At 61.2% G+C, this 26,451-nt stretch carries 23 protein-coding genes; 4 read left to right on the top strand and 19 right to left on the bottom strand.

Annotated features, from left to right (window positions below):
* Positions 1-178: 178 nt before the first annotated feature.
* From sucD to sdhC, 9 genes are all read right to left on the bottom strand, one after another.
* The gene (gene sucD, locus VMP31_RS09920) at positions 179-1,066 is read right to left on the bottom strand and encodes a succinate--CoA ligase subunit alpha (protein ID WP_325506576.1); all 888 of its coding nucleotides are present in this window, start codon (positions 1,064-1,066) and stop codon (positions 179-181) included.
* Positions 1,066-2,232, bottom strand: a complete 1,167-nt coding sequence (gene sucC, locus VMP31_RS09915; RefSeq protein WP_325506574.1) for an ADP-forming succinate--CoA ligase subunit beta — start codon at positions 2,230-2,232, stop codon at positions 1,066-1,068. Before sucC ends, sucD begins: the two co-directional genes overlap by 1 nt.
* 212 nt (positions 2,233-2,444) lie before the next feature.
* Entirely contained in the window at positions 2,445-3,881 is a 1,437-nt protein-coding gene (lpdA, locus tag VMP31_RS09910) for a dihydrolipoyl dehydrogenase (RefSeq protein ID WP_325506572.1), read from the bottom strand.
* A gap of 65 nt (positions 3,882-3,946) precedes the next feature.
* Positions 3,947-5,176, bottom strand: coding sequence for a 2-oxoglutarate dehydrogenase complex dihydrolipoyllysine-residue succinyltransferase (gene odhB / locus VMP31_RS09905; protein WP_325506570.1), 1,230 nt, complete (start codon positions 5,174-5,176; stop codon positions 3,947-3,949).
* A 70-nt stretch (positions 5,177-5,246) separates the two neighbouring features.
* Complete coding sequence (locus tag VMP31_RS09900; RefSeq protein WP_325506568.1) at positions 5,247-8,078, bottom strand: 2-oxoglutarate dehydrogenase E1 component; 2,832 nt, start codon at positions 8,076-8,078, stop codon at positions 5,247-5,249.
* 249 nt (positions 8,079-8,327) lie between these two features.
* On the bottom strand, positions 8,328-9,032 hold the full coding sequence (locus VMP31_RS09895) for a succinate dehydrogenase iron-sulfur subunit (RefSeq protein ID WP_325506590.1): 705 nt from the start codon (positions 9,030-9,032) through the stop codon (positions 8,328-8,330).
* Between the two features lie 26 nt (positions 9,033-9,058).
* Positions 9,059-10,828 (bottom strand): succinate dehydrogenase flavoprotein subunit, encoded by a 1,770-nt coding sequence (sdhA, locus tag VMP31_RS09890; RefSeq protein ID WP_325506566.1) that lies wholly within the window; start codon positions 10,826-10,828, stop codon positions 9,059-9,061.
* A gap of 3 nt (positions 10,829-10,831) precedes the next feature.
* Positions 10,832-11,200 carry a succinate dehydrogenase, hydrophobic membrane anchor protein gene (gene sdhD, locus VMP31_RS09885; RefSeq protein ID WP_325506564.1) on the bottom strand — a complete coding sequence of 123 codons (369 nt, stop codon included), beginning with the start codon at positions 11,198-11,200 and terminating at the stop codon, positions 10,832-10,834.
* Positions 11,194-11,568 carry a succinate dehydrogenase, cytochrome b556 subunit gene (sdhC, locus tag VMP31_RS09880; RefSeq protein WP_325506562.1) on the bottom strand — a complete coding sequence of 125 codons (375 nt, stop codon included), beginning with the start codon at positions 11,566-11,568 and terminating at the stop codon, positions 11,194-11,196. Before sdhC ends, sdhD begins: the two co-directional genes overlap by 7 nt.
* A 363-nt stretch (positions 11,569-11,931) precedes the next feature.
* On the opposite strand from sdhC, the gene gltA reads away from it, so the two are divergent.
* A complete protein-coding gene (gltA, locus tag VMP31_RS09875) occupies positions 11,932-13,206 on the top strand; it encodes a citrate synthase (RefSeq protein WP_325506560.1) in 1,275 nt (424 codons plus the stop codon).
* Between the two features lie 403 nt (positions 13,207-13,609).
* Here gltA and VMP31_RS09870 read toward each other — a convergent pair whose 3' ends face one another.
* From VMP31_RS09870 to VMP31_RS09850, 5 genes are all read right to left on the bottom strand, one after another.
* The gene (locus tag VMP31_RS09870) at positions 13,610-14,212 is read right to left on the bottom strand and encodes an START domain-containing protein (protein ID WP_325506558.1); all 603 of its coding nucleotides are present in this window, start codon (positions 14,210-14,212) and stop codon (positions 13,610-13,612) included.
* 37 nt (positions 14,213-14,249) lie between these two features.
* The gene (locus tag VMP31_RS09865) at positions 14,250-14,510 is read right to left on the bottom strand and encodes a YkgJ family cysteine cluster protein (RefSeq protein ID WP_325506556.1); all 261 of its coding nucleotides are present in this window, start codon (positions 14,508-14,510) and stop codon (positions 14,250-14,252) included.
* Positions 14,511-14,588: 78 nt separating this feature from the next.
* Positions 14,589-16,496, bottom strand: coding sequence for a sensor histidine kinase (locus VMP31_RS09860; protein ID WP_325506555.1), 1,908 nt, complete (start codon positions 16,494-16,496; stop codon positions 14,589-14,591).
* Positions 16,493-18,709 carry a putative bifunctional diguanylate cyclase/phosphodiesterase gene (locus tag VMP31_RS09855; protein ID WP_325506553.1) on the bottom strand — a complete coding sequence of 739 codons (2,217 nt, stop codon included), beginning with the start codon at positions 18,707-18,709 and terminating at the stop codon, positions 16,493-16,495. The genes VMP31_RS09860 and VMP31_RS09855 overlap by 4 nt, the downstream gene beginning before the upstream one ends.
* 157 nt (positions 18,710-18,866) lie before the next feature.
* A complete protein-coding gene (locus tag VMP31_RS09850; RefSeq protein WP_325506551.1) occupies positions 18,867-19,739 on the bottom strand; it encodes an NAD(P)-dependent oxidoreductase in 873 nt (290 codons plus the stop codon).
* Between the two features lie 203 nt (positions 19,740-19,942).
* On the opposite strand from VMP31_RS09850, the gene VMP31_RS09845 reads away from it, so the two are divergent.
* The 3 genes from VMP31_RS09845 to rhtA all read left to right on the top strand — a co-directional run bounded on the left by VMP31_RS09845 (position 19,943) and on the right by rhtA (position 21,876).
* A complete protein-coding gene (locus VMP31_RS09845; RefSeq protein WP_325506549.1) occupies positions 19,943-20,494 on the top strand; it encodes an exonuclease domain-containing protein in 552 nt (183 codons plus the stop codon).
* Between the two features lie 96 nt (positions 20,495-20,590).
* Positions 20,591-20,872: a pyrimidine/purine nucleoside phosphorylase gene (locus tag VMP31_RS09840; protein WP_325506547.1), complete on the top strand. Its 282-nt coding sequence runs from the start codon at positions 20,591-20,593 to the stop codon at positions 20,870-20,872.
* Between the two features lie 131 nt (positions 20,873-21,003).
* Positions 21,004-21,876 carry a threonine/homoserine exporter RhtA gene (gene rhtA / locus VMP31_RS09835; RefSeq protein WP_325506545.1) on the top strand — a complete coding sequence of 291 codons (873 nt, stop codon included), beginning with the start codon at positions 21,004-21,006 and terminating at the stop codon, positions 21,874-21,876.
* Here rhtA and VMP31_RS09830 read toward each other — a convergent pair.
* The 5 genes from VMP31_RS09830 to VMP31_RS09810 form a co-directional block, all read right to left on the bottom strand.
* Positions 21,873-23,651, bottom strand: a complete 1,779-nt coding sequence (locus tag VMP31_RS09830; protein ID WP_325506543.1) for an ABC transporter transmembrane domain-containing protein — start codon at positions 23,649-23,651, stop codon at positions 21,873-21,875. The two genes, rhtA and VMP31_RS09830, sit on opposite strands and share 4 nt — an antisense overlap.
* Before the next feature lie 27 nt (positions 23,652-23,678).
* The gene (locus VMP31_RS09825; RefSeq protein ID WP_325506541.1) at positions 23,679-24,068 is read right to left on the bottom strand and encodes a DoxX-like family protein; all 390 of its coding nucleotides are present in this window, start codon (positions 24,066-24,068) and stop codon (positions 23,679-23,681) included.
* Complete coding sequence (locus VMP31_RS09820; protein WP_325506539.1) at positions 24,061-24,501, bottom strand: thiol-disulfide oxidoreductase DCC family protein; 441 nt, start codon at positions 24,499-24,501, stop codon at positions 24,061-24,063. The genes VMP31_RS09825 and VMP31_RS09820 overlap by 8 nt, the downstream gene beginning before the upstream one ends.
* 23 nt (positions 24,502-24,524) lie before the next feature.
* Entirely contained in the window at positions 24,525-25,100 is a 576-nt protein-coding gene (locus tag VMP31_RS09815) for a DUF1287 domain-containing protein (protein ID WP_325506537.1), read from the bottom strand.
* Positions 25,101-25,219: 119 nt separating this feature from the next.
* A complete protein-coding gene (locus VMP31_RS09810) occupies positions 25,220-26,335 on the bottom strand; it encodes an ATP-NAD kinase family protein (protein ID WP_325506535.1) in 1,116 nt (371 codons plus the stop codon).
* Positions 26,336-26,451 lie beyond the last annotated feature (116 nt).

The raw sequence follows: 26,451 nt of genomic DNA, 5'->3' as shown, positions 1-26,451 counted from the left end.
TCGGCTCATGGCTTCGATTCACGCTTCCTCTCCACACTCGGTCGCCCTTATGCAGTTGCGCTTCACTTCGTTCGCTGTGGTCAGCTTACGGCGGGACTTTCACCCACAAGATTGCGCCCATGCTGGGCGCACATAAAAAAGGCCACCCGAAGGTGGCCTCTTTATCAACCAATAACGCTTAGGCGTTCTTGGCTTCCCAACCGGTCAGCTCGGCCAGGGCCTTGCCGATGTCAGCCAGGGAACGCACGGTTTTCACACCAGCGTCTTGCAGGGCTGCGAACTTCTCGTCTGCAGTACCCTTGCCGCCGGAGATGATTGCGCCGGCGTGGCCCATACGCTTGCCCGCAGGAGCGGTCACACCAGCGATGTAGGACACCACCGGCTTGGTCACGTTGGCCTTGATGTAGGCAGCCGCTTCTTCTTCAGCCGAACCGCCGATCTCGCCGATCATCACGATCGCCTCGGTCTTCGGGTCTTCCTGGAACAGCTTCAGGATGTCGATGAAGTTGGAGCCCGGGATCGGGTCACCGCCGATGCCCACGCAGGTGGACTGGCCGAAGCCGGCGTCGGTGGTCTGCTTAACGGCTTCGTAAGTCAGGGTGCCGGAACGCGACACGATGCCTACTTTGCCTGGCAAGTGGATGTGGCCCGGCATGATGCCGATTTTGCACTCGCCCGGAGTGATAACGCCTGGGCAGTTCGGGCCGATCAGGACCACGCCCAGCTCGTCACACTTAACTTTAGCGTCGAGCATGTCGAGGGTCGGGATGCCTTCGGTGATGCAGACGATCAGCTTGATGCCGCCGAAGGCTGCTTCCAGGATGGAATCCTTGCAGAAAGGAGCCGGAACGTAGATCACGCTGGCGGTGGCGCCAGTGGCAGCTACAGCGTCTTTCACGGTGTTGAACACCGGCAGGTCCAGGTGGGTGGTGCCGCCTTTACCCGGGGTTACGCCACCAACCATTTTGGTGCCGTACTCGATGGCTTGCTGGGTGTGGAAGCTACCCTGCGAACCAGTAATACCCTGGCAGATAACCTTGGTGTCTTTGTTGATCAGGACGCTCATTATTTGCCCTCCGCAGCTTTGACGACTTGTTGAGCAGCGTCGGTCAGGCTGGTAGCCGCGATGATGTTCAAACCGCTTTCTGCCAGTACTTTGGCACCCAGCTCGGCGTTGTTGCCTTCAAGGCGCACAACTACCGGAATCTTCACGCCAACTTCTTTCACAGCGCCGATGATGCCTTCGGCAATCATGTCGCAACGAACGATGCCGCCGAAGATGTTGACCAGCACAGCCGCGACATTGCTATCGGACAGGATGATCTTGAACGCTTCGGTCACGCGCTCTTTGGTTGCACCGCCACCTACGTCGAGGAAGTTGGCTGGCTTGCCGCCGTGCAGGTTGACGATGTCCATGGTACCCATGGCCAGGCCAGCACCGTTGACCATGCAACCGATGTTGCCTTCCAGCGCTACGTAGTTCAGTTCGAACTTGGCAGCGTGGGCTTCACGCGGATCGTCCTGGGACGGATCGTGGAAGGTCTTCAGCTTAGGCTGACGGTACATGGCGTTGGCGTCGATGTTGATCTTGGCATCGAGGCAATGCAGATCGCCGTCGGCCTTGATCACCAGCGGGTTGACTTCCAGCAGGGCCAGATCGTGGTCCTGGAACAGCTTGGCCAGACCTACGAAGATCTTGGCGAACTGGGCAACTTGCTTGCCTTCCAGGCCCAGCTGGAAAGCCAGTTCACGACCCTGGAATGGCTGAGCGCCAACCAGTGGATCGATAGTGGCCTTGAGAATTTTTTCTGGGGTTTCGTGAGCGATCTTCTCGATGTCCACGCCACCTTCGGTGGAAGCCATGAACACGATGCGACGGCTCGAACGGTCAACGACCGCGCCCAGGTAGAGTTCCTTGGCGATATCGGTGCAGGACTCAACCAGGATCTTGGTGACCGGCTGACCGTTGGCGTCAGTCTGGTAAGTCACCAGACGCTTGCCCAGCCAGTTGGCAGCGAAGGCTTTGGCGTCTTCTTTGCTCTTGACCAGCTTCACGCCGCCCGCTTTACCGCGGCCACCAGCGTGGACTTGAGCCTTGACGACCCACTCAGTGCCACCGATTTTGTCGCAGGCTGCTGCGGCGTCTTCGGGGGTGTCTACGGCGAAACCCTTGGATACGGGCAGGCCGTATTCAGCGAACAGCTGCTTACCCTGATACTCGTGGAGATTCATGCTTGTCTACCGTCTTCGTTTAGGTATTGCGCATACGGTGCTGCACTTGTGATGCCGCACCACCTGTGACTGCTTCTGGAGCAATCCGGCTGACGTTCCGCGCAGCAACCTGGGTTGTACGCGGGCGGTCTGCCGTGGTTCTTCCTGCCTGAAACGCCCCCTGCCGGTACACAAGGCCGATAAGGAGGGCGACTCAGGCAACAACTACTTGATTAACGCTTCTTGCGGTTGGCGATGTGGATGGCGTGGCCATTCACTGCCAGGGCAGCTTCGTGCAGCGCTTCGGACAGCGTCGGGTGGGAGAACACCATCATCCCCAGGTCCTCGGCACTGGTGCCGAATTCCATGCCAATCGCGCCCTGCTGGACCAGCTCGGCAGCGCTCGGACCAATCACGTGTACGCCCAGAACGCGGTCGGTGGCTGCATCGGCAATCACCTTGACCATACCGCCGGTATCGTTGGCAGCCATGGCACGGCCGCTGGCAGCGAACGGGAAGGTGCCGACGTTGACCGCAACGCCCTCGCCTTTGAGCTGCTGCTCGGTCTTGCCAACCCATGCGATTTCCGGATGGGTATAGATAACCGACGGGATCAGGTCGTAGTTCATCTGAGCTTTATGGCCGGCGATACGCTCGGCAACCATCACGCCCTCTTCCGAGGCCTTGTGTGCCAGCATCGCGCCGCGCACCACGTCGCCTACCGCGTAAACGCCCGGCACGCTGGTGGCGCACTGGTCGTCGACGTAGATAAAGCCACGCTCGTCCATGTCCACACCACTATCGGTGGCCAGCAGATCGGTGGTCACCGGACGACGGCCGACCGCGATGATCAGCTTGTCGAAGGTCATCTTCTGCTCGCCTTCGGCGTCGGTGAAGCTCACGGTGACCTGCTTCTTCTTCACTTCGGAAGCGGTCAGACGTGCGCCCAGACGGATTTGCAGGCCTTGCTTAGTGAAGGTCTTCAGGGCTTCCTTGGCGATCTGCTCATCGGCGGCCGGGAGGAACTTGTCCTGGGCCTCGATCACGGTCACTTCGGCACCCAGACGGGCCCATACCGAACCCAGCTCCAGGCCGATAACGCCGGCACCGATCACGCCGAGTTTCTTCGGCACGCTCTGGAATTCCAGGGCACCGGTGGAGTCGACGATCACATCCTGGTCGACCGGAGCCGGTGGAATGTCGATCGGCTTGGAGCCGGAGGCGATGATCACGTTCTGCGCGTCAACGATCTGGGTGGTGCCATCCAGCGCAGTCACTTCAACCTGCTTGTTGGCCAGCAGCTTGCCGTGACCTTCGAGCAGGGTCACACCGTTGGCCTTGAACAGGGTGGCAACGCCGCCGGTGAGGTTCTTAACGATATTGCTCTTGCGCGCGACCATGGCCGGCACGTCGATGCTTACGCCCTTGGCTTCGATACCGTGAATGGCGAAGCCTTCTTTGGCTTCGTGGTATTTCCAGGAGCTATCCAGCAGCGCCTTGGACGGAATGCAACCGACGTTCAGGCAAGTACCGCCGAGGGCGATCTTGCCCTCTTTGTCCTGGTACTTCTCGATGCAGGCAGTCTTCAGACCAAGTTGCGCTGCCTTGATGGCGGCTACATAGCCACCAGGGCCGGCACCGATGACTACCACGTCGAATTTCTGAGTCATAACATATTCCTTCTCGAATAAACCGGACGGCCCTGCACCAGGGCCGTCGTGGGAGAAACTGGCTTTTAGATGTCCAGCAGCAGACGCGCCGGGTCTTCCAGCAAGTTCTTGATGGTCACCAGGAAGGTCACGGCTTCCTTACCATCGATCAGGCGGTGGTCATAGGACAGCGCCAGGTACATCATCGGGCGGATTACCACCTGACCGTTGATCGCCATCGGACGCTGCAGGATATTGTGCATACCCAGGATTGCAGCCTGCGGCGGGTTGACGATCGGGGTCGACATCATCGAACCGAAGGTACCACCGTTGGTGATGGTGAACGTGCCGCCGGTCATGTCGTCGATCGACAGTTTGCCGTCTTTGGCTTTCTTGCCGAAGGTGGCGATGCCGTTTTCGATTTCAGCCAGGCTCATCAGCTCGGCATTGCGCAGGACCGGAACCACCAGGCCACGGTCGCTGGACACGGCAACACCGATGTCGGAGTAGCCGTGGTAAACGATGTCGGAGCCGTCGATCGAAGCGTTGACAGCCGGGAAGCGCTTCAGCGCCTCGGTGGCAGCCTTGACGAAGAACGACATAAAGCCCAGGCGCACGCCGTTGTGGGTCTTCTCGAACAGGTCCTTGTACTTCGAACGCAGGGCCATGACTTCGGTCATGTCGACTTCGTTGAAGGTGGTCAGCATGGCCATGTTCGACTGGGCTTCAACCAGACGCTCGGCGACCTTGGCACGCAGGCGGGTCATCGGCACACGCTTCTCGACACGATCACCAGCAGCGAACATCGGCGCGGCGGCAGCCGGAGCGGCCGGTTTGGCAGCAGGCGCAGGAGCCGGGGCGTTCTTCTTGGCTTCAACGGCCGCGACCACGTCTTCCTTGGTCACGCGACCGCCTTTGCCAGTGCCGGCAATGCTGTTGGCGTCAAGGCCGTTCTCTTCGGCGATCTTGCGTGCAGCAGGCGACAGGATGGCGTCGTCACCCGCAGCAGCCGGTGCGGCGGCCTGGGCGGCAACGGCCGGAGCAGCTGCGGCGGCAGCCGGGGCAGCGGCAGCAGCGCCGCCCTCACCCAGGGTACCCAGCACTTCGTTGGAAAGGACGGTATCGCCTTCGTTCTTGATGATTTGCGCGAGGACACCATCGGCCTCGGCCAGCACTTCGATCACTACCTTGTCGGTTTCGATGTCAACGATCAGCTCGTCGCGCTTGACCGCATCGCCCGGCTTCTTGTGCCAGGTGGCCACGGTGCCGTCGGCGACCGATTCCGGGAAAGTAGGGGCTTTGATCTCGATAGCCATTATCAGTGGTTCCTTAAATTCGGTTTCTTCTACGAGGCGGCCTCAGGCGGCCGCCTCTTGCGCGAAGGCGTTAAACAGTAAAGGCGTCCTGCAGGAGTTTTTCCTGCTGTTCGGCGTGCATCGATGCATAACCACAGGCGGGTGCGGCAGACGCATCACGACCGGCGTACTCGAGGAACAGCGCTTTCTTGTGCGCTGTCGCCACGCGACGCATGTGATGTTGGCTGCAGTACCAGGCGCCCTGGTTCATCGGCTCTTCCTGACACCAGACGATATGTTTGAGGTTCTTGTACGGAGCAAGCGCCTCGGCCAGATCGTCTTCCGGGAACGGATAGAGCTGCTCGATACGCACGATGGCGATATCTTCGCGGCCTTCGCTGCGGCGCTTTTCCAGCAGGTCGTAGTAGACCTTGCCGCTGCACAGCACCAGGCGATCGACCTTCTTCGGATCGATCGCATCGGTTTCCGGGATCACGGTCTGGAACGAACCTTCGGCCAGATCTTCCAGGGTCGAGATGGCCAATTTGTGGCGCAGCAGCGACTTCGGCGTCAATACGACCAACGGCTTGCGCAGCGGACGAATCACCTGACGGCGCAGCAGATGGTAGATCTGTGCCGGAGTGGTCGGTACGGCCACCTGCATGTTGTGCTCGGCGCACAGCTGCAGATAACGCTCCAGACGCGCCGAACTGTGTTCAGGCCCCTGCCCTTCATAACCGTGCGGCAGCAGCATGGTCAGACCACAGAGACGGCCCCACTTGTGCTCGCCACTGGAAATGAACTGGTCGAATACCACCTGGGCACCGTTGGCGAAGTCGCCGAACTGGGCTTCCCAGATCACCAGCGACTGCGGCTGGGTGGTGGCATAACCGTATTCGAAGGCCAGCACGGCTTCTTCCGAAAGGAAGGAGTCGTAGAGATCGAACTTCGGCTGACCGGCATAGAGGTTCTGCAACGGCAGGTAGGCACCGGCGTCCTTCTGGTTGTGCAGCACCGCATGACGGTGCGAGAAGGTGCCGCGGCCGATGTCCTGGCCGGTCATGCGGATCGGATGGCCTTCGAACAACAGGGTGGCGTAGGCCATGGTTTCGGCATAACCCCAGTTGATCGGCAGCGCACCGGCCCCCATCTTCTGGCGGTCTTCGAGGATCTTCGCGACCTGACGCTGGACCACGAAGCCTTCCGGAATTTCCAGCAGCTTGTTGGACAGTTCCTGCAGAGTCTTGAGTTCGAAGCTGGTGTCATGACGCGCGGTCCAGGCATGGCCCAGATACGGGCGCCAGTCGACGAACAGCTCCTTGTTCGGCTCCTTGACCAGGCTCTTGACCACGTGCTGGCCGTTATCCAGCGCGGTGCGGTAATCGTCGATCTTGGCCTGCACGTCCTCCACCGAGTGGCGTACGGCGCTGGTCAGGGCGTCGGCATACAGCTCGCGGGTGGTGCGCTGCTTGCTGATCTGCTGGTACATGATCGGCTGGGTGCCGCTCGGCTCGTCGGCCTCGTTGTGGCCGCGACGGCGGTAGCAGACCAGGTCGATGACCACGTCACGCTTGTACTGCATGCGGTAGTCGACAGCCAGCTGAGTGACGAACAGCACCGCTTCCGGGTCATCGCCGTTAACGTGCAGGATCGGGGCCTGGATCATCTTCGCCACATCAGTGCAGTACTCGGTGGAACGCGAGTCCAGCGGGTTGCTGATGGTGAAGCCGACCTGGTTGTTGATCACGATGTGGATGGTGCCGCCCGTCTTGAAGCCCCGGGTCTGCGACATCTGGAAGGTTTCCATGACCACACCCTGACCGGCGAATGCCGCGTCACCGTGCAGAGAAACCGGCAGCACTTTCTCGCCAATGACGTCATTACGACGGTCCTGACGGGCGCGCACCGAGCCCTCGACCACTGGCGAAACGATCTCCAGGTGGGACGGGTTGAACGCCATGGCCAGGTGCACTTCGCCACCGGCAGTCATCACGTTGGAGGAGAAACCCTGGTGGTATTTCACGTCGCCCGAGGACAGGCCTTCGGTCTTCTTGCCTTCGAACTCGTCGAACAGGTCGCGCGGGTTCTTGCCGAAGGTGTTGACCAGCACGTTGAGACGACCACGGTGGGCCATGCCGATGACGATTTCCTTGGTGCCGTAGGAACCGGAACGCTGGATCAGCTCATCGAGCAGAGGGATCAGGCTCTCGCCGCCCTCCAGGCCGAAACGCTTGGTACCTGGGTATTTGGTGCCCAGGTATTTTTCCAGGCCCTCGGCCGCAGTCAGGCGCTCGAGCAGATGGCTCTGCACTTCAGTGGAGTACTGCGGGCGGCCACGTACGCTTTCCAGGCGCTGCTGGAACCAGCTGCGTTGCTCGGAATCGACGATATGGGTGAATTCGGCACCAATGGTGCGGCAATATGTCTGCTCCAACGCATCGCGAATTTCGCGCAGAGTAGCCTCTTCCTTGCCGATAAACAGACCACCGGTACGGAAAGTGGTGTCCAGATCGGCATCGGTCAGCCCGTAATGGTTGATCGACAGATCAGCCGGTGCGGGACGCTGCCAGAGACCAAGCGGATCGAGTTGAGCAGCCTGATGGCCACGCATGCGATAGGCCTGAATCATCCGTAGCACTTCGACTTGCTTCTTTTCGTGCTCACTGCTCACGCTACCGGCGGACACCGGCTGGGCGCGACGCTGGTTTTTAGCGAGCAACACGAAATGATCGCGGATCGTCGAATGCGATACGTCTGTGGCGGCGCTGCCGTCAGTCGGCAACTTCTGGAAGTAAGTGCGCCACTCTTCTGGCACAGCGTTGGGATCGTGCAGGTAAAGCTCATAGAGCTCTTCCACATAGGCAGCGTTACCACCGGATAGGTGGGCACTGTCCCACATGCGCTGCATCACGCTTTCTTGCATGCTTGGTCACCCTCGGTAAGGGGACACCACCGGCGAAGAAACCGCATGGCTTGCCAGTCCTGGAGCAGCGACTGGTAAGCCACTACGGATCCCGCAGATAGTCCGGGCACCAGCCCGGATGCCCCTGCTGGTCGTCATATTTTTCAAAGTTAAGAACCGCCGCTTTGTGAGCTGCGGTTCTTGCTAAAACTACGGCGCGGGGTTGAAGCCTGCGCCGCAGGTGTTACAGGTCTAGCGAACAAACGCTAATCAGATACCGCTTTGCAGCAACATGTTGCGTACGTGGCCGATTGCCTTGGTCGGATTTAGACCTTTAGGGCAAACGTTCACGCAGTTCATGATGCCGCGGCAACGGAACACGCTGAACGGATCGTCCAGCGCGGCCAGGCGCTCATCGGTCTTGGTGTCGCGGCTGTCGGCCAGGAAACGGTAGGCCTGCAGCAGTGCAGCGGGACCAAGGAACTTGTCGGGGTTCCACCAGAAGGACGGGCAGCTGGTCGAGCAGCAAGCGCACAGGATGCACTCGTACAGACCGTCCAGCTTCTCGCGCTCTTCCGGGGTTTGCAGACGTTCGATGGCCGGAGCCGGGGTATCGTTCTGCAGGAACGGCTGCACCTTCTCGTACTGCTTGTAGAAGATGCTCATGTCGACAACCAAGTCACGAATTACTGGCAAACCCGGCAACGGGCGAATCACCAGCTTGTTGTTCTTGACGGTTGCCGACAGCGGCGTGATACAGGCCAGACCGTTCTTGCCGTTGATGTTCATGCCGTCGGAGCCACAGACCCCTTCACGGCAGGAACGACGGTAGGAGAAGGTCACGTCCTGTTCCTTGATCAGCGCCAGCACGTCGAGGACCATGATGTCCTTGCCGCCGGTGTCGATCTGGAAATCCTGCATAAACGGCGCAGCATCTTTTTCCGGGTTGTAACGATAAACGCTTACTTGCAACAGATTGGCTTGCGACATATCAGGCACCCTTAATAAGTCCGAACCTTGGGTTCAAACGCTGGAACTGTCTTCGGCGAGAAGTTGACCGAACGCTTGCTCACGCGCTTTTCACCTGGGATATACAGGGAATGGCACAGCCAGTTTTCGTCGTCACGGTCTTCGAAGTCTTCACGAGCGTGAGCACCACGGGATTCCTTACGAACCTCGGCAGCGATCGCGGTGGCTTCAGCCACTTCGAGAAGGTTTTGCAGCTCCAGTGCTTCGATACGCGCAGTGTTGAATGCCTGGCTCTTGTCCGCGATCTTGACGTTCGCGATGCGCTCACGCAGGTCGGCCAGTTGGGTAATACCCTTCTGCATGTACTCACCGGTGCGGAACACACCGAAGTAGTTTTGCATGCAGTTTTGCAGTTCTTTACGCAGCGGCGCGACGTCTTCGCCGGTGGTGCGTTCGTTGACGCCCGCCAGACGCTTGAGCGACAGCTCGATATCGGTTTCGCTGGCACCACGGACTTCCACGCCTTCTTTCAGCGCTTTTTCCAGGTGAATGCCCGCCGCACGGCCGAATACCACCAGGTCAAGCAGCGAGTTGCCGCCCAGACGGTTGGCACCGTGTACCGATACGCAAGCCACTTCGCCTACCGCAAACAGACCGTCGATGATCTTGTCGTTGCCGTTGGCATCCTGAGTGATGGCCTGACCATGAATGTTGGTCGGCACGCCGCCCATCATATAGTGGCAGGTCGGCACGACCGGAATCGGCGCAACCACCGGGTCGACGTGAGCGAAGGTCTTGGACAGTTCACAGATACCCGGCAGACGGCTGTGCAGCACTTCTTCGCCGAGGTGGTCGAGCTTGAGCATTACGTGGTCGCCATCTGGACCACAGCCGTTGCCGGCAATGATTTCCTTGACCATGGAGCGCGCAACTACGTCGCGGCCTGCCAGGTCTTTGGCGTTCGGCGCATAGCGCTCCATGAAACGCTCGCCGTGCTTGTTGATCAGGTAGCCACCTTCACCACGGCAACCTTCGGTCACCAGGGTACCGGCACCGGCGATGCCGGTCGGGTGGAACTGCCACATTTCGATGTCCTGCACCGGCACGCCAGCACGCAGGGCCATGCCCACGCCGTCGCCCGTGTTGATCAGGGCGTTGGTGGTGGAGGCGTAGATACGCCCGGCACCGCCAGTGGCCAGAACTACGGCCTTGGAGCGGATATAAACGGTTTCGCCAGTTTCGATGCAGATGGCGATGGTGCCAACCACGGCACCGTCCTGGTTCTTCACCAGATCGACTGCGTACCACTCGTTAAGGAACGAGGTGCCCGCTTTCAGGTTGGCCTGGTACAGAGTGTGCAGCAGCGCGTGACCGGTACGGTCAGCAGCAGCACAGGTACGCGCAGCCTGAGTCGGGTTGTTCGGGCCTTTGGACTGGCCGCCGAACGGACGCTGATAGATGCGGCCCTGCTCGGTACGGGAAAACGGCAGACCCATGTGTTCCAGTTCGAATACGGCTTCCGGACCAACGGAGCACATATATTCGATGGCGTCCTGGTCACCGATGTAATCGGAGCCCTTGACGGTGTCGTACATGTGCCAGCGCCAATCGTCATTCGGGTCGGCCGAAGCGATGGCGCAGGTGATGCCACCCTGGGCGGATACGGTGTGCGAGCGGGTCGGGAAAACCTTGGTTACCACGGCGGTCTTGTGCCCGCCCTGGGCCAGCTGCAGCGCAGCGCGCATGCCCGCGCCGCCGCCACCGACGATGATGGCGTCATAAGAAAGAGTGCGAATAGTCATGGATCAGTTACCCCAAAAAATCTGCACGCCCCAGACGAAGAACGTGAACATGGCAATGCCACACGCCGCCTGGAAGAGAAAACGCACTACAGTCGCCCACTTACCCAGCGCCATCGGCGTGAGGTAGTCGGTGGAAATTGTCCACATGCCGACCCAGGCGTGAGCGCTAAGCGCCACCAGCGTCAGCAGACTGAAAATACGCATCGCATTATTGGAGAACAGCGCCTGCCATTCGGCATAACCCATACCCGGGTTACACAGGATATAACCCAGCAGAAACAGCGTGTAAGCCGCGAGAACGACCGCAGACACGCGTTGCGCCATCCAGTCATAGAGGCCCGAACGCGAGAAGTTAGTGACGTTGGTTACCATATCCACACCCCCAGCAGCAGGATCACGATCGCCGAAACGACGAGAACGATTTTCGAGCCCAGCTTGCCGCCTTCCAGCGTCTCACCGATGCCCATATCCATGATCAAGTGGCGTACACCGGCCACCAGGTGGTACAGCAGAGCGGACAGCAGACCCCAGATCACGAACTTGGCCAGCGGGCTGGTCAGGCAATCCTTCACTTGGGCAAAGCCCTCTTCGGACGCCAGCGACTTGTCGAGGCCAAACAGCAGAATGGCGATACCGACAAAGAGGATGACACCGGAGATACGGTGAAGAATGGACGTGTAAGCAGTGACTGGGAGTTTGATAGTCCTAAGGTCTAGGTTTACAGGTCTTTGGCTATTCACGGCTTTTTTATCACACTGAGAGCCCCTAACTATCAGGGCAAAGTTGTCGGGAAGTGCACTGGTCAGGTACCCATCACCCAAGGAGTGACAACCACCAGAATACGGGCGTGTAGCCCTTGGTAGTTGGGCGCAGAGTATAGACAGTTAGGTTACTAATGACAATGCAAAGCCCCCTACCTAAAAGCGCATTGCGCAGCCTTTATAAATGACGTAAAGGGGACGATTTTCACCGCAAAAACCACCCGCAAACCCTTCTGCCGTCTGGGTTTTCGCAAATTGACATTAGAATTTATCCCACTATAGTGGTGCGGGCCCTGCGTGGGGGGCTGTCAGATGATTTCAAGCATAACTAGGAGGCCAAACATGGCTGACAAAAAAGCGCAGTTGATCATCGAGGGCGCAGCCCCCGTCGAGCTGCCCGTTTTAACCGGCACCGTTGGTCCCGATGTAATTGACGTGCGGGGCTTAACCGCCACGGGCCGTTTCACTTTTGATCCTGGCTTTATGTCCACCGCCTCGTGCGAGTCGAAGATCACCTATATCGACGGCGATCAGGGCATTTTGCTGCACCGCGGCTACCCCATCGAACAGCTGGCCGAGCAATCGGACTACCTGGAGACCTGCTACCTGCTGCTCAACGGCGAACTGCCGAACGCAGAGGAAAAGGCCAAGTTCGTCAGCACCATCAAGAACCACACCATGGTTCACGAGCAGCTGAAGACCTTCTTCAACGGCTTCCGTCGCGATGCCCACCCGATGGCCATCATGTGCGGCGTGGTCGGTGCCCTCTCGGCCTTTTATCACGACTCGCTGGACATCAATAACCCGCATCATCGCGAAGTCTCGGCCATGCGCCTGGTCGCCAAGATGCCGACCATCGCCGCCATGACCTACAAGTACTCCATGGGTCAGCCGATGATGTACCCGCGTAACGACCTGAACTACGCGGAAAACTTCCTGCACATGATGTTCAACACCCCGTGCGAGATCAAACCGATCAGCCCGGTGCTGGCCAAGGCGATGGACAAGATCTTTATCCTCCACGCCGATCACGAGCAGAACGCTTCCACCTCCACCGTGCGTCTGGCAGGTTCCTCGGGTGCCAACCCGTTCGCCTGTATCGCCGCCGGTATCGCCGCCCTCTGGGGCCCGGCGCATGGCGGTGCCAACGAAGCCGTACTGGCAATGCTGGATGAGATCGGCAGCGTGGATAACATCGACGCCTATATCGCCAAGGCCAAGGACAAGAACGACCCGTTCAAGCTGATGGGCTTCGGTCACCGGGTCTACAAGAACCGCGACCCGCGCGCCACCGTGATGAAGCAGACCTGCGACGAAGTGCTGGCCGAACTGGGCATCACCAACGATCCGCAGCTGGAACTGGCCATGCGCCTGGAAGAGATCGCCCTGACCGACCCGTACTTTATCGAGCGTTCGCTGTACCCGAACGTCGACTTCTACTCGGGCATCATCCTCAAGGCAATCGGCATCCCGACCAGTATGTTCACCGTGATCTTCGCCCTGGCGCGTACCGTCGGCTGGATCTCGCACTGGAAGGAAATGCTCTCCAGCCCGTACAAGATTGGCCGTCCGCGCCAGCTGTACACCGGCTACCCGCAGCGCGATATGAAGAAGTAATTCAGCTCTCGCCGCATTAAGAAGGCTGCCCTCGGGCAGCCTTTTTTTGTGGCTATGCACCTGTTACCCGCTGTAATACCAGGCGCGGTTTGCTCCCCTCTCCCTCCGGGAGAGGGGCTGGGGGTGAGGGCTTGCAGAGAAGCAAACCAGCTTGACTCAGGCAGCTTTGCCGAAATGTACTGATACCTCCCGAACCAAGAAGCGAAGGGCTGCAAACCGCCAGTTGTAGGACTGGATGGTGCCCCCTCTCCCCAAAGGGGCGAGGGGACTCATCGGCGTAAACCGGACAACCGTGCAACATTATCGGGTACATAGCCTTTTTGTAGCCTGCCACCTCTAGCGACCACACTGCGGGGCGACGACAGAAATCGCTCCCGGCGATTCTTGGCATCTGGCTCAGCCCTTATGGCTGTTCGGCCAACTGGCGCAGCCCCTGCAGGGTATTGAACGGCGCATCCACGACAAAGCTGTTGGCCAGCCAGGCCGGTACGCTGCCGCCCGGCTCGGAATGCACCTGGTAGATCACTTCGATCTCACCCTCGCGCGGCGTAAGGTTCCAGAACCCTTCAACCTTGCTGACCCGCACAAAGCCTGACTGTGGCGGTAAATAATCGGCAACCCCAAGCAAGGTGCGGGTTACCCGGCCATCGGCGTCATGGGTGGTAGTCACCTGCAGGATCGAATCACGCGGCTGCACCGGCCAGGGGGTATGAAAGCGGCTGTAAACCCAGCTCAGATTGCCCTCATGCTTGAGCAGGCGCTGTTCGCTGCACGCATGAACCCAGGCGCACGCCGCGCCGACATCATCCTGCAAGGCCAATAACCGCGACATATCCGTCCCTATACGGGTAACGCCACGAAAGGCCTGAAAATTCGAACCGGGAATCTGCTGCAGATAGATTCGAATACCCGCCTCGTCCTTGACCAGCCGCCATTGCGCGGCCTGCACCTGGGCAACGCCCAACATCAGCAGCGCACCCAGCAACCACCGCCCCAGTCCGTTCATCCGTTCTCCGTCGCCAGGCCATCGATACGGCACAGTATCAGACTGCGATGGCTGTGCTTTGCTCCAGCCAGCCGAGCAGGCGAATCGCCTCCTCGTCGCTCGCGCCGCAGACATCCGGGTCGGCACTGAACGCCGAGCACACCGCCGGACGCCCGGACTGGCCGAATATCGCACAGTAATTTTCTGCAGTTAACTGCACGCAACGTACCCCCGCCGGCTTGCCCTGGGGCATGCCGGGAATCGGCGAGCTGATCGATGGCGCAATGCAGCAGGCACCGCAACCGGCACGGCATTTCATCAGAGGACGACCTCAAAAGACCCAAGCGGGCAATTCTACGTCGCACGCCGGTGTTTTAGCAGCCTGCGCCACGGTGATTCAGACCAGCGCCAGGAGCAGACTGAACTGCGTGCCCTGCCCCGGCGCGCTGCGCACCTGCAACTCGGCACCGAGCACATCGACCGCCAGCTGATGGGTGATATACAGGCCCAAACCAGTGCCGCCGCGCCCCCGGCGGGTGGTGAAGAAGGGATCAAAGATCTTGCCCAGCACCTCGCTGCCGATGCCGCAGCCGTTATCCAGCACCTCGATCAGGCACTGGTGCTTGAGCCGATCATGTTCAACCCGCACGGTCACCAGCCCCTGGCTATCCGGCTCGAAGGCATGGGTCAGGGCATTGTCGACCAGGTTCTGCAGAATCTGCCCCAGGGGCCCCGGGTAGCTATCCAGCAGCAACTGCTCAGGCAACTCCAGGCGGACCTGATGCGGCGATTGCTTCAACTTGGGGGTAAACAGCAGCATGACCTCGTGCACCAGCTCGACCAGATCGAAGCTGCGCCGCTCGGTGCTGGCCCGGTCACTGGCCAACTGCTTGAACGCCCGGGTCAGCTGCGCCATACGCCCCAGGCTGGTGAGGATAATCGCCAGGCCCTGATCGTTGCGCTGTAGAAAATGCTCGAGGGCGGCGCGCTGCAAGCCCTGCTCCAGGTCCCGCTGGATAGCCTTGTTGCCCCTGTCCAGGGTCGAGGCCGCCACGCTGGCCGCACCAATCGGCGTATTCAGCTCGTGGGCGACCCCGGCCACCAGGGTGCCCAGGGACGAGAGCTTCTCCGCCTGCAACAAGGCCCCGCGGGTTCGCTGCAGCTGCTCCACCGTCTCACGCAGCTCATCATTGCTGTGCCGCACCGCCTCGCTACTGGCTTTGAGGGCGAGTTGCACCTCGTCACGGGCCTGTTCGGCCAGCCCTAGGCGCAGCGCCACCACAAAGCCCAGCGACAACATCACGCAGACAAACAACAGCACCTGCCAGAACACCTCGAAACGCAGCGCCAGAACCTGTTCATGGGGCAGCCGTGACACCAGCAGCCAGTGCTCGGCATGGTTATGGTTGCCATGGGTCACCGCCATGGCCTGCCCGGGGTCGAAGTGGTTGTAGGCCCAGTAGCCGACGCCGTCGACAAAAGTGCCGCTCTGCTGCTCCTGCATGCGCCGCCAACTGGCCGGGTGACGACTGACCAAGGTCGCCTCAGGCCGCCCCAGCAAATAGCCCCAGGCATCTTCGGCGGTCGCAGCCAGCATCCAGTAGCCTTCATGATCGAGCAACGCCAGGTTGCCGCCGTAGCGCCTCGACACCTCGCCCAGGCGCTGCAGCAGCACCTGCCCGAGGTAATTCAGCACCAGAGCGCCGCGCCTGTTGCCGTCGCCATCGAACACCGGAGCCGCGCCACGCAAGGTTGGTTTGAGCGGCCGCTCCAGCTCGCCGTATTCCTGATTGAGGTCGAAGCGCGATAAATAGTAACTGCCCTTGGGCAGGTTCATGGTCTCGACGAAGTAGTAGCGCTGCGCCTTGTTCTGCAACTGCTCGGGGCCCACGATCCGCGCCTGGCCATCGCGCCAGTCGACCCGCACCCGTTCGGCACCGGTTTCGTCCAGCCAGCGTATCTGATCGTACACCCCGCTGCTCAGCTCGAACTCGACAAACAGCCGGCTCAGGTCATCCAGATTATCCGCACTGGGCTGCTCCACCGCCTCGGCCAGCAGGGGCTGCTGGGTCAGAAACTGGACATGGCCGCGCAACGTCGCCAGGTGCCGGCTGAGCACACCGATGCCTTCGTTCAGGCTGTTCTGCTGGTCCCGCAGTAGCGGCTCGAGCCGGGCGTCCAGCAGGCGCTCGTAAAGCAAGGCCATCAGCAGCAGAATCAACAACGCCCAAGGCACGAATAACAGCAGAAGGTTGCGTCGGACCGGCCGGGCCAGCATGCGCTCGCCCCAGCGTTTGGGCCTCAAGCCCTATCCCTCGGCCAGTCAGCCAGCCAGCGCAACAGGTCGCTGCAGCCCATGGCTTTGGCGAACAGGTAGCCCTGGGCCTCGCGGCAGCCATGCTCGAGAATCCAGTCCGCCTGCTGGCGAGTCTCGACGCCTTCGGCGATCACCTGCATGCCGACCCGGGCGGCAATCTGAATCACGGCTTCGGCGATCATCTGCTCATTGCTGACCTGGCCGATTTCGAGGACGAAACTGCGGTCGATCTTCAGCCGGTCGGCCGGCAGCAGGCGCAGGTAACTGAGCGATGAAAAGCCGGTGCCAAAGTCGTCGATGGCCACATTCACTCCCATTTCGCGCAACGCCCGCAGCTTCTCGCACACGGTATCGAAGGTGCGCATGGCCACCGACTCGGTGATTTCCACCTCGACCTGCTGGGGGCGAACGCCCGCGGCCTGCAGGTGGGCGACGAAACGCTCGATAAAGTCATGCTGGAGCAACTGCGGCGCGGAGACGTTGACCGCCACGCGGATATCGCCGTAACCGGCATCGGCCAGCTCTTTCGCCGCCTGCAGGGCCAGGCGCATCAGCAGATCGCCCAGCGGCAGGATATAGCCGGTGGCTTCGGCCAACGGGATAAAGCTCAGCGGCGGCACCATGCTGCCGTCGGCCTTGCGCCAGCGCGCCAAAGCTTCGACCCCGGTCACGCGGCGCGTCTGCAGGTCGATCTGCGGCTGCAATTGCACGCTGATATGCCCTGCCTCGACCGCATCGCGCAGGGCCAGCAGCATGCGATAGGCCTCGGCATGGGCACCGAGCAGGCGCGAATCGTAGACCGCGTGCTGGTCATGGCCAGCGCGTTTGGCCTGTTTAAGCGTCAACAGGGCATCCTGCAGCGCCACGCCGGCCGAGCCGGTAAAGTCGCCCAGGTTCATTGTCACGCTGCTCAGGCTGTGCACCTGGCCCAGCTCGTAAGGCCGCGTTTGCCGACGGAACAAGGCGACGATGTCGGCGGCACGGACCTGCGTCTGAGGCCCGAGAATGGCGAACAGATCGTCGCGTACCCGGGCGATCAACACATTGCCATCGAAGGCATCGCACAGCCTCTTCGCCACCAGGCCGAGGATAAAGTCGCCATAACCAGTGCCGAAGGCGGTGTTGGCCCCAGAAAAATTGTCGATATCGATCAATACCAACACCCGCTCGGCCTTGGACTCATCCTTGAGGGTCATGTCGAGCATGCGGATCAGGGCGTTGCGGTTGGGGATCTTCAGCAGATCGTCCTGGTAGGCCATTTCCTCCAGACGGCTGAACAAAGCGACGTTGTACAGGCCGCGGCTGATACTGGCGCTGAACACCTTGAGCAGCTCCAGCTCGGTATCGTCCAGTACCCGCTCGGTGGCAACGTAGCAGGCGTAGTCGGCACCCGCCTGGAAGCGCGGGAAGAACAACACGGTGCAATCGCTCAGGCACAGGGTCTGCTGCCCCTGCAGGCTGCGGCGCAGCACCGCCGCCACCTCGGGGCTGTCCAAACTGTCCAGACTGGCGTCAACGCTGGGCCGAAAGCGCCCGCTGGCGCTGATGATCCGCGCCTTGGCAACGCCACCCTCACCCTCCTCGGCCCGCACACAGACGATGCCCTCGGCCTGCAAATTGAGCAGCACGGCAATTTCGGAAAGGATCTTGGACGACAGTTCACGGGTATTCTTCGAGCAGAACAGCGCATTGCTCGATTCGACAATCATCTGCAGGCCGCGGCGGGCGCTGGCCACCGTCTTGAGCTGGGCATAGCCGCGCACCGCGGCGGTGAGTACCGTCAGCAGGCGTTCGGCGCTCAGCTCGCTCTTGGTCCAGTAGTCGTTGATATCGTAGTCGCGCATCACCTCATGGGCCGGTGCCCGGCCAGGCTCGCCGGTCAGCAGCACCACCCGCGTCTCGCTGTTGCCTATGACCTCGCGCAGGGCCTTGATCAGACGCAGGCCGGCATCCTCGGTCTCCATCACCACATCGAGCAACACCAGGGCGATGTCCCGCTCCCGAGCCAACAGCAGCGCGGCCTCACGGCAGCTGAAGGCCTGCAGCAACTCGATACGCCCACCGAGCAGGTCCAGCTCACTCAGGGCAAACGCCGTAGCCCGCTGAAAATCCACATCGTCGTCAACCGCCAGGACCCGCCAGACAGGTGGGCTGGTACTGCTGGGCTGGTCGTCGGCGCGAAAGGCTAGCTGGTCGTCCATGAGAGATACCCGCCTGTAAAGAAACGCAACCGATCCAAACAGGCTGCCAGCAGCAGTATAGCCAGCAGTGGCCAGGTGCCAGGCTATCTAAGCGTCATTTGCCATCGATATGGCATCAGTCGCTCCGATACCTGGCAACAGGCTGCGAATAGCCTGGCTAGCCGCGTCCCTTCAAGCGGGTCAGCAGGCTGGAGGTGTCCCAGCGGCCGCCGCCCATGGCCTGCACATCGGCATAAAACTGATCGACCAGGGCGGTGACCGGCAACTGCGCACCGTTGCTGCGGGCCTCGTCGAGCAGAATCGACAGGTCCTTGCGCATCCAATCCACCGCGAAACCATGCTCGAACTCGCCGGCCAGCATGGTCTTGTGGCGATTTTCCAGCTGCCAGGACTGCGCCGCGCCCTTGCTGATCACCTCCATCGCACCATGGGCATCGAGCCCGGCGCACTGGGCGAAATGCAGGGCTTCGGACAAGCCCTGGACCAGGCCAGCGATGCAGATCTGGTTGACCATCTTGGTCAGCTGGCCGCTGCCCGCCTCGCCCATCAACCGCGCCATGCGCGCATAGGCCTGAATGACGGGCTCGACCTTGGCATAGGTCGCCGCCTCACCGCCGACCATGATGGTCAACACGCCATTCTGTGCCCCGGCCTGGCCGCCGGACACCGGCGCATCGACAAAGCCCAGCCCCAACTCGCCGGCTTCGGCGGCCAGTTCGCGGGCGACATTGGCCGAGGCCGTGGTGTGGTCGACCAGCACCGCACCGGCCGCCATGCCGGCGAAGGCACCGTCCGGGCCCAGCACCACGCCGCGCAGATCGGCATCGTTGCCCACGCAGACCATTACCAGCTCGGCGGTGGCAGCCGCCTCACGCGGCGTGGCCGCAGAGGTCCCGGCAAATTCGCTGAGCCATTGCTCGGCCCTGGCCGCCGTGCGGTTGTACACGCATACCTGATGGCCGGCGCGCGCCAGATGCCCCGCCATCGGATAACCCATCACGCCCAGCCCGATAAAGGCTACCTTCGCCATACACACCTCCAAATCCATGCGCCCTCAACGGCGCGCCTTTCTCCCCGCTGCACGGCAGACAGGTTTCCGGCTGCAAGCATGCCCGCCACATGGGCCCAACGCCAGTACAGCCGTAGGACAAAACTGTATGGATGCGCCCGACCAACAAGGCTTTACCCAACGCCAAAACTGCTTCCATACTCGCGGCACGCAAAGGAGCGCTTATGCAGCATTGGCTGGTAATAGACCTGGAAGCCACCACCGAAGAAGGCGGCTGGCCGGTCACAGATATGGAAATCATCGAAATCGGAGCCAGCCTGGTCAACGCTGGCGGCCATGAAGTCGAGTACTTCCAGCGATTTGTGCGGCCCACCCGACGCCCGCACCTGACCCACTTCTGCCGTCAGCTCACGCAAATCAGCCAGGCCGATGTCGACACCGCCGCGCCGCTGAGCGTGGTGTGGACGCAATTCGAACGCTGGCTGCTGGCCCATCAGCCGCAACTGGTGGGCTGGGCCAGCTGGGGCGACTACGACCGCCGCCAGTTCGAGCAGGAATGGCGCAGCCATGGGCTCGAGAGTTACCTGAGCCAGATCCCCCATATCAACCTGAAAAAACGCTTCGCCGAAGCCCGCCAGTTGCCCCGCCCGATTGGTCTGAAAATGGCCCTGAGTCTGGCCGGCTTGCAGTTCCAGGGTCAGCAGCACCGCGCCCTGACTGACGCACGCAATACCGCCCGGCTGCTGCCGCTGGTTTTGCCCGCGCAAAGCAGATGACGAAGAAAAACCGCTTGGGCATACTGGCAGGCCTTTTTCTATGGCCTGCCGCTACTGGCAGCCAGCCTTTTTAATCCCCTTCTCGAGGAACTGCAGATGTTCAAGGTCAATGAATACTTCGACGGCACCGTCAAATCCATCGCCTTCGGCATGGCTGAAGGCCCAGCCACCATTGGCGTAATGGCTGCAGGCGAGTACGAATTCGGCACCAGCCAGCTGGAAGTCATGCACGTGGTAGCCGGTGCCCTCACCGTCAAGCTGCCGGGCAGCGACAGCTGGGACACCTACGCCAGCGGCAGCCAGTTCACCGTACCGGCCAACAGCAAGTTCCAGCTCAAAGTCGCCGTTGATACCGCCTACCTGTGCGAATACCGCTAAGCATTCGCCCTGGTGCCTGAAAGCCGGCCCCAGTGGCCGGTTTTTTTATTGCCCTTCAGCCGACGGCCAGGCACCGTTAAAAACTGCTTCAAGCAATCTCTTATTGATGTGGTACGCAAAAGGAATCGCCCATGCCGCGCTCTACGCAATTCTCCCTGGTGATCCTGCCGATCATATTGCTGCTGATCGCCATGACCTCGATCCAGAGCGGCGCATCCCTGGCCAAGGGGCTGTTCCCGGAAATTGGCGCAAGCGGCACCACGGCCCTGCGCTTGAGTCTTGGCGCGCTGATCCTGTGCATCCTGATGCGGCCCTGGCAGGCCAAGCTGACCCTGAAGTCGTGCCGCTCGCTGCTGGCTTATGGTCTGTCTCTGGGCAGCATGAACCTGCTGTTCTACCTCTCGCTGAAAACCATCCCGCTGGGCATCGCCGTGGCCCTGGAATTCACCGGCCCGCTGGGCCTGGCCCTGCTGTCGTCGCGACGCTTGCTGGATTTCGTCTGGATCGCCCTGGCGGTTTTCGGCCTCTGGCTGCTGTTGCCCACCGCGCAAAGCGATGTAGCGCTTGACCCAGTGGGTATGGCCCTGGCCCTGGCCGCCGGGCTGTGCTGGGCGCTGTATATCGTTTTCGGGCAGAAAGCCGGGGCCGAGCACGGCAAGCAGACCGTAGCCCTGGGCACCATAGTCGCCGCCCTGCTGGTGTTCCCGATTGGCCTGTGGCAAGCCGGCAGCGGTCTGTTCTCGCTGGACCTGCTGCCCATCGCCCTCGGCGTGGCGGTGCTGTCCTCAGCCCTGCCCTATAGCCTGGAAATGGTCGCCCTGACCCGCCTGCCCGCGCGCACCTTCAGCATCCTGATGAGCATGGAACCGGCCATCGCAGCCCTCTCCGGCCTGCTGTTCCTTAGCGAGCGGCTAACGCTCAACCAGTGGCTGGCAATCAGCGCCATCATCCTCGCCTCGGCGGGTGCAGCGGCGACTATCAGGCCGAAAGCCAAGCCGCTTTAAACTGCGGCTTCAGCCTCGTTGCTGAACTGCAGTTCAGCAAGGCGTGCATACAGCGGACTACTGTTGACCAGCTCGCTATGGGTGCCGATAGCCGCCAGCTTGCCGTGTTCGATCACCGCGATGCGGTCGGCGCTTTTTACCGTGGCCAGGCGATGGGCGATTACCAAGGTGGTGCGGCCCTCCATCAAAGGCGGCAAGGCTTGCTGAATCAGGTATTCGCTCTCGGCATCGAGGGCGCTGGTGGCCTCATCAAGCAACAGAATCGGCGCGTCCACCAGTAGTGCCCGAGCAATCGCCAGGCGCTGACGCTGCCCGCCGGAAAGCCCTAGGCCGGCATCACCGAGGTGAGTCTGGTAGCCATCCGGCAGCTTCATAATAAATTCGTGAGCATGGGCGGCTTTGGCCGCAGCTTCGACCTCGGCCAGGCTGGCAGTAGTTTTGCCGTAGCGAATATTGTCTTCCACCGAGCCGAAGAACAGCGCCGGGTTCTGCGACACCAGGGCAAAGCTGCTGCGCAGCTCACGAGGGTCGAGCTGCTGGATCGGCACGCCGTCGATCAGGATGCTGCCCTGCTGCGGGTCGAAAAAGCGCAGCAGCAGATCAAACAGCGTCGATTTACCCGCACCGGACGGGCCGACCAGCGCCAGGGTTTCCCCCGCTGCAACCTGCAGGTCGATACCGTCCACGGCAAAACTGCCCGGGCGCGACGGATAGGCGAAACGCAGCCCTTGCAGTTCAATACAGCCCTGCACCGGCTGGGTCAGATGCAAAGCATCCGTAGCCGGCGGAGTGATTTCATTGCGCGCTTGCAGCAGCTCGGCGATGCGCTCGGCGGCACCGGCGGCGCGTTGCAGCTCGCCGATCACCTCGCTAAGGGTGCCGAACGAGCCACCGACGATCAGGCTATAGAAGACAAAAGCCGCCAGCTCCCCGCCGCTGATGCGACCTGCGATCACATCCATACCACCAACCCAGAGCATCACCCCCACCGCGCCGAGCACCAGCACGATTACCACGGTAATCAGCCAGGCACGCTGGGCAATTCGCTGGCGCGCGACATCGAAAGCCGCCTCGGCGGACAGGCCGAAACGGCGCTTATCCTCGGCCTGGTGGTTGTAGGCCTGCACGGTTTTGATCTGCCCCAGCACTTCGCCGACATAGCTGCCGACATCCGCCACCCGGTCCTGGCTCTGGCGCGACAGCGCGCGCACGCGGCGACCGAAGATCAGGATCGGTGCTACCACCAGCGGCAGCGCCATCAGCACGATGCCGCTGAGCTTGGCGTTGGTCACCACCAGCAGCACGCTGCCGCCGATCAACATGATCATATTGCGCAGCGCCATCGACAGCGACGAGCCGATCACTGATTGCAGCAGCGTGGTATCGGCAGTCAGGCGCGACTGGATCTCCGAGCTGCGATTGCTCTCATAGAAGCCCGGATGCAGTTCGATCAGGTGGTTGAATACCCGCTTGCGGATATCGGCGACAAAACGCTCGCCAATCCACGACACCAGGTAGAAACGGGTAAAGGTGCCGATGGCCAGCGCCAGCACCAGCACGAAAAACAGCCCGATCGACTGCTGCAAGGCTGCCGGCGATTGAGTCGCCAGACCCTGATCGACCAGCAGCTTGATGCCCTGGCCCATGGACAGGGTGATGGCGGCGGTAAACATCAGCGCCAGCAAGGCCCCAAACACGCGACCGCGATACGGCGCGATAAAGCGCCAGGCCATACGCAGGGCATTGCGCTGACGGGAAGACAGGATCGAAAGCATGAAGGCTCGCAGGGGCGCTGACGCCCGTTAATTAGGAGGCGATTGCGGCATTTCCGCCCGCCAGGCCACCCAACACAGCGCCAAAGCGGCGAGATTGGTGGTCAGCGGATTGAACGCCTGCAGCAGTAGATGGGGGCTGAATAGCACCACATCAAGCAGCAGCCCAATCAACAGCACGCCGGCCAGCAGCAAGGGCCAGCGCTGACGCCGCCAAAGCAGCAACAGCCCCAAGATGGTTTCCGCCAGACCTGCGATGCGCGCTACCCACTCGGGGGCCGGCAAACCATGGGCCTGGATCATCGCCAGCTCATCCGGGCTTAACCAGAGAATCTTCGGCACCAGGCCGTGCCAGATAAACACCAGCGCCAAACTGATGCGGGCGATCCAGGCGATCTGCCGCAGGCGTGGATCAGTCATGCAAAAAGCGCCGGGCATGATCGGCGTTTGGTATTAGGCAACTGTCGTAGCGACCAAATAGCCGGTAGCGATTTAGCGCAATACGGTCATAGCACCAGTCACGTATGGGCCGTGGAATCAGCCGCAGCCAGGCCAGCAAGCGCCATGGCTTAGGCAGCTGGGCGACGATGCGCAGCACCGCATCCGAACGCAGCAGCATCTGGCCATTCTCGATCAACGCCATGCTGTCGAAATGATCGGTGGGTAAACCACCCCAAGCCAATAGCACCTGGCCCTCGGCAGACTGCACCGAGGCCAGGCGAAAGCGCTGCTCAACGTCATGGCGAATCAGAAATTTCGCCCAGCCGTTACACAACTTGCACACCCCATCAAACAGCACCACGCGCTCACCGGGCTGGATAAGGGGTGGAGGTGTTTGTGCTTGCTCCTGCATGCCCAACTCCTTCTGCCTGGCCTTTAAGCGGCCGGGATACGGTAATGGCCGGTAATTTTAAAACTGAAGAGAATGTCCTCTTCCTGGGTGCCGCGGCCGATATTGTGCAGCACCAGGGGTACGCCGCGGCTGGCCTGGCGGTCGCTGATAATGCCGATATGGGTCAGGCCGCCGCCCAGATCCCAGGTGACGATATCACCAGGCCGATAGCGCTCGGCATCCCGGCCAAGCGGGAGAGCCCAGCCCTGGCGTTTGAACCAGGTCATTAAGTTCGGCACACGACGATGGTCGATATTGCTGTCGGGCCGGCTTAACCCCCAGTTCTTTGGATATAGGCGAAAGTTCGCGCGCATGTCCTGATGCACCGCCTGCTGCAGATCCAGCCCCTGCTGGCGCAGCGCGCGGATCACCACATCGGTACACACGCCGGTAGTCAGCGGCACATCGCCATTGGGGTAACTCAGGCGGCGATAGGCCGGGTCGTAACTCAGGGTCACGCCGACCTGCTCGCGGGCGGCCGTGACCAAGGCATCAGCCTGCAGCGCCCAGGCGTCCAAGGCCAGCAGGCAACCCAGCAGCATACTTAGCCATACACGCATAGAACCTCTCCTTTTGGCGCAGTAGGGTGTACATGGCGAAGCCTTGTACACCGTTCACGAACCGTGTGGCGGACAAGCCTGCGGCATGTCCGCCCTACCTTTGCGCCCAGTATTGCGGGCTACTTGCCCACGGGATAGAGCAGCTCTTCCTTATAACCGGCCCACACGCGCACTACATCGGGAAAGGCATCGTCCAACGCCGTATCGCCGCTGTCCACCAGCAGCGGCCGGCCTTCCAGCGTGCCGAGCTTGCGCTTGGTGGCGACCACACGCAGGTTTTCCAGGCCAATGGCGCGCAGAACACGTGGGCTGATCTGCTGGTTACCGCGGCCAATGATATGGCCTTGGCCGCCAATGGCGGTGACCAGCAGCCGCGCTGGATGACCATCAATCAATTCGAATAGCTGCGTCTCGGTTACATCGCTGGCCAGCAACCGGCCGTTTTCGATCACATCGACGCCGAGCAAGGTAGTCTGCAAGCCGAGGTTTTGCGCCAGGCCATGCAGGGTAGAACCGGGGCCAAACACATAGCGCACATCGGCTTCCCAGCTGTCCTGCAGCCAGTCGGCCAGATCGCCTAGCACCAGCTCTTCGGACTCCACACCGCCCTGCTTGACCTGCTGCACATAGCCGCCTTCCTGCGGCACCGTCAGCTCGCCGTACCAGCGCGCGGTCACTCGGCCTTCGCGCAAGGCGCTTTCATCTATATCGCGCACTTCACCGCTGCTCAGGCGCACCAGACCGCCCTCGACCAGCCGTGCGGTCAATTCGCCGGCAGCGCGCGGGCTGATGGCGTAGACCCCGGACTGGATCTTTACCCCAGCCGGAATCCCCAATACCGGCTGCGACTCGTTCACCACAGAACAAATGTCGCGCGCAGTGCCATCGCCGCCGGCGAACAGAATCAGCGCCACGCCAGCGTCCTGCAGCAGCTCAACGGCCCGACGGGTATCGGCGGCGTTACTCGGGCCGGCACCCAGTTCACCGACCACACGGTGGGTAAAACCCATCTCGTTCAGCAGGTCGGCACCCATGGCACCGGGGAAGGTGACGAATTCCAGGCGCTCACGCAGCGGCAGCAGCACTTCAAGGGCGGTTTGCGTACGCAGCGCCGCTTTGGCCTCAACACCCAAAGCTAAGGCCTGTTCGGCCATGCCATCGCTGCCCTTGAACCCCGCAGGGCCGCCCAGCCCGGCCAATGGGTTGATAATCAGACCAATATGGAAAAGCCCCATAACACCCTCTAATTCAATACCCGACAGCGCCCTGGCACAGTGTCTGCTTAAGCCCAGCTGTGAGGTGAAAAGGCCCTGTATCCCGCGCCGGTTTGTTGCCGTCGCAGTTGTCATAG

This window comes from Pseudomonas sp., assembly GCF_035512415.1.
GTDB lineage: Bacteria > Pseudomonadota > Gammaproteobacteria > Pseudomonadales > Pseudomonadaceae > Aquipseudomonas.
Note: the sequence above shows the minus strand (reverse complement) of the source record. Positions and strands in the feature narration are given on the sequence as shown.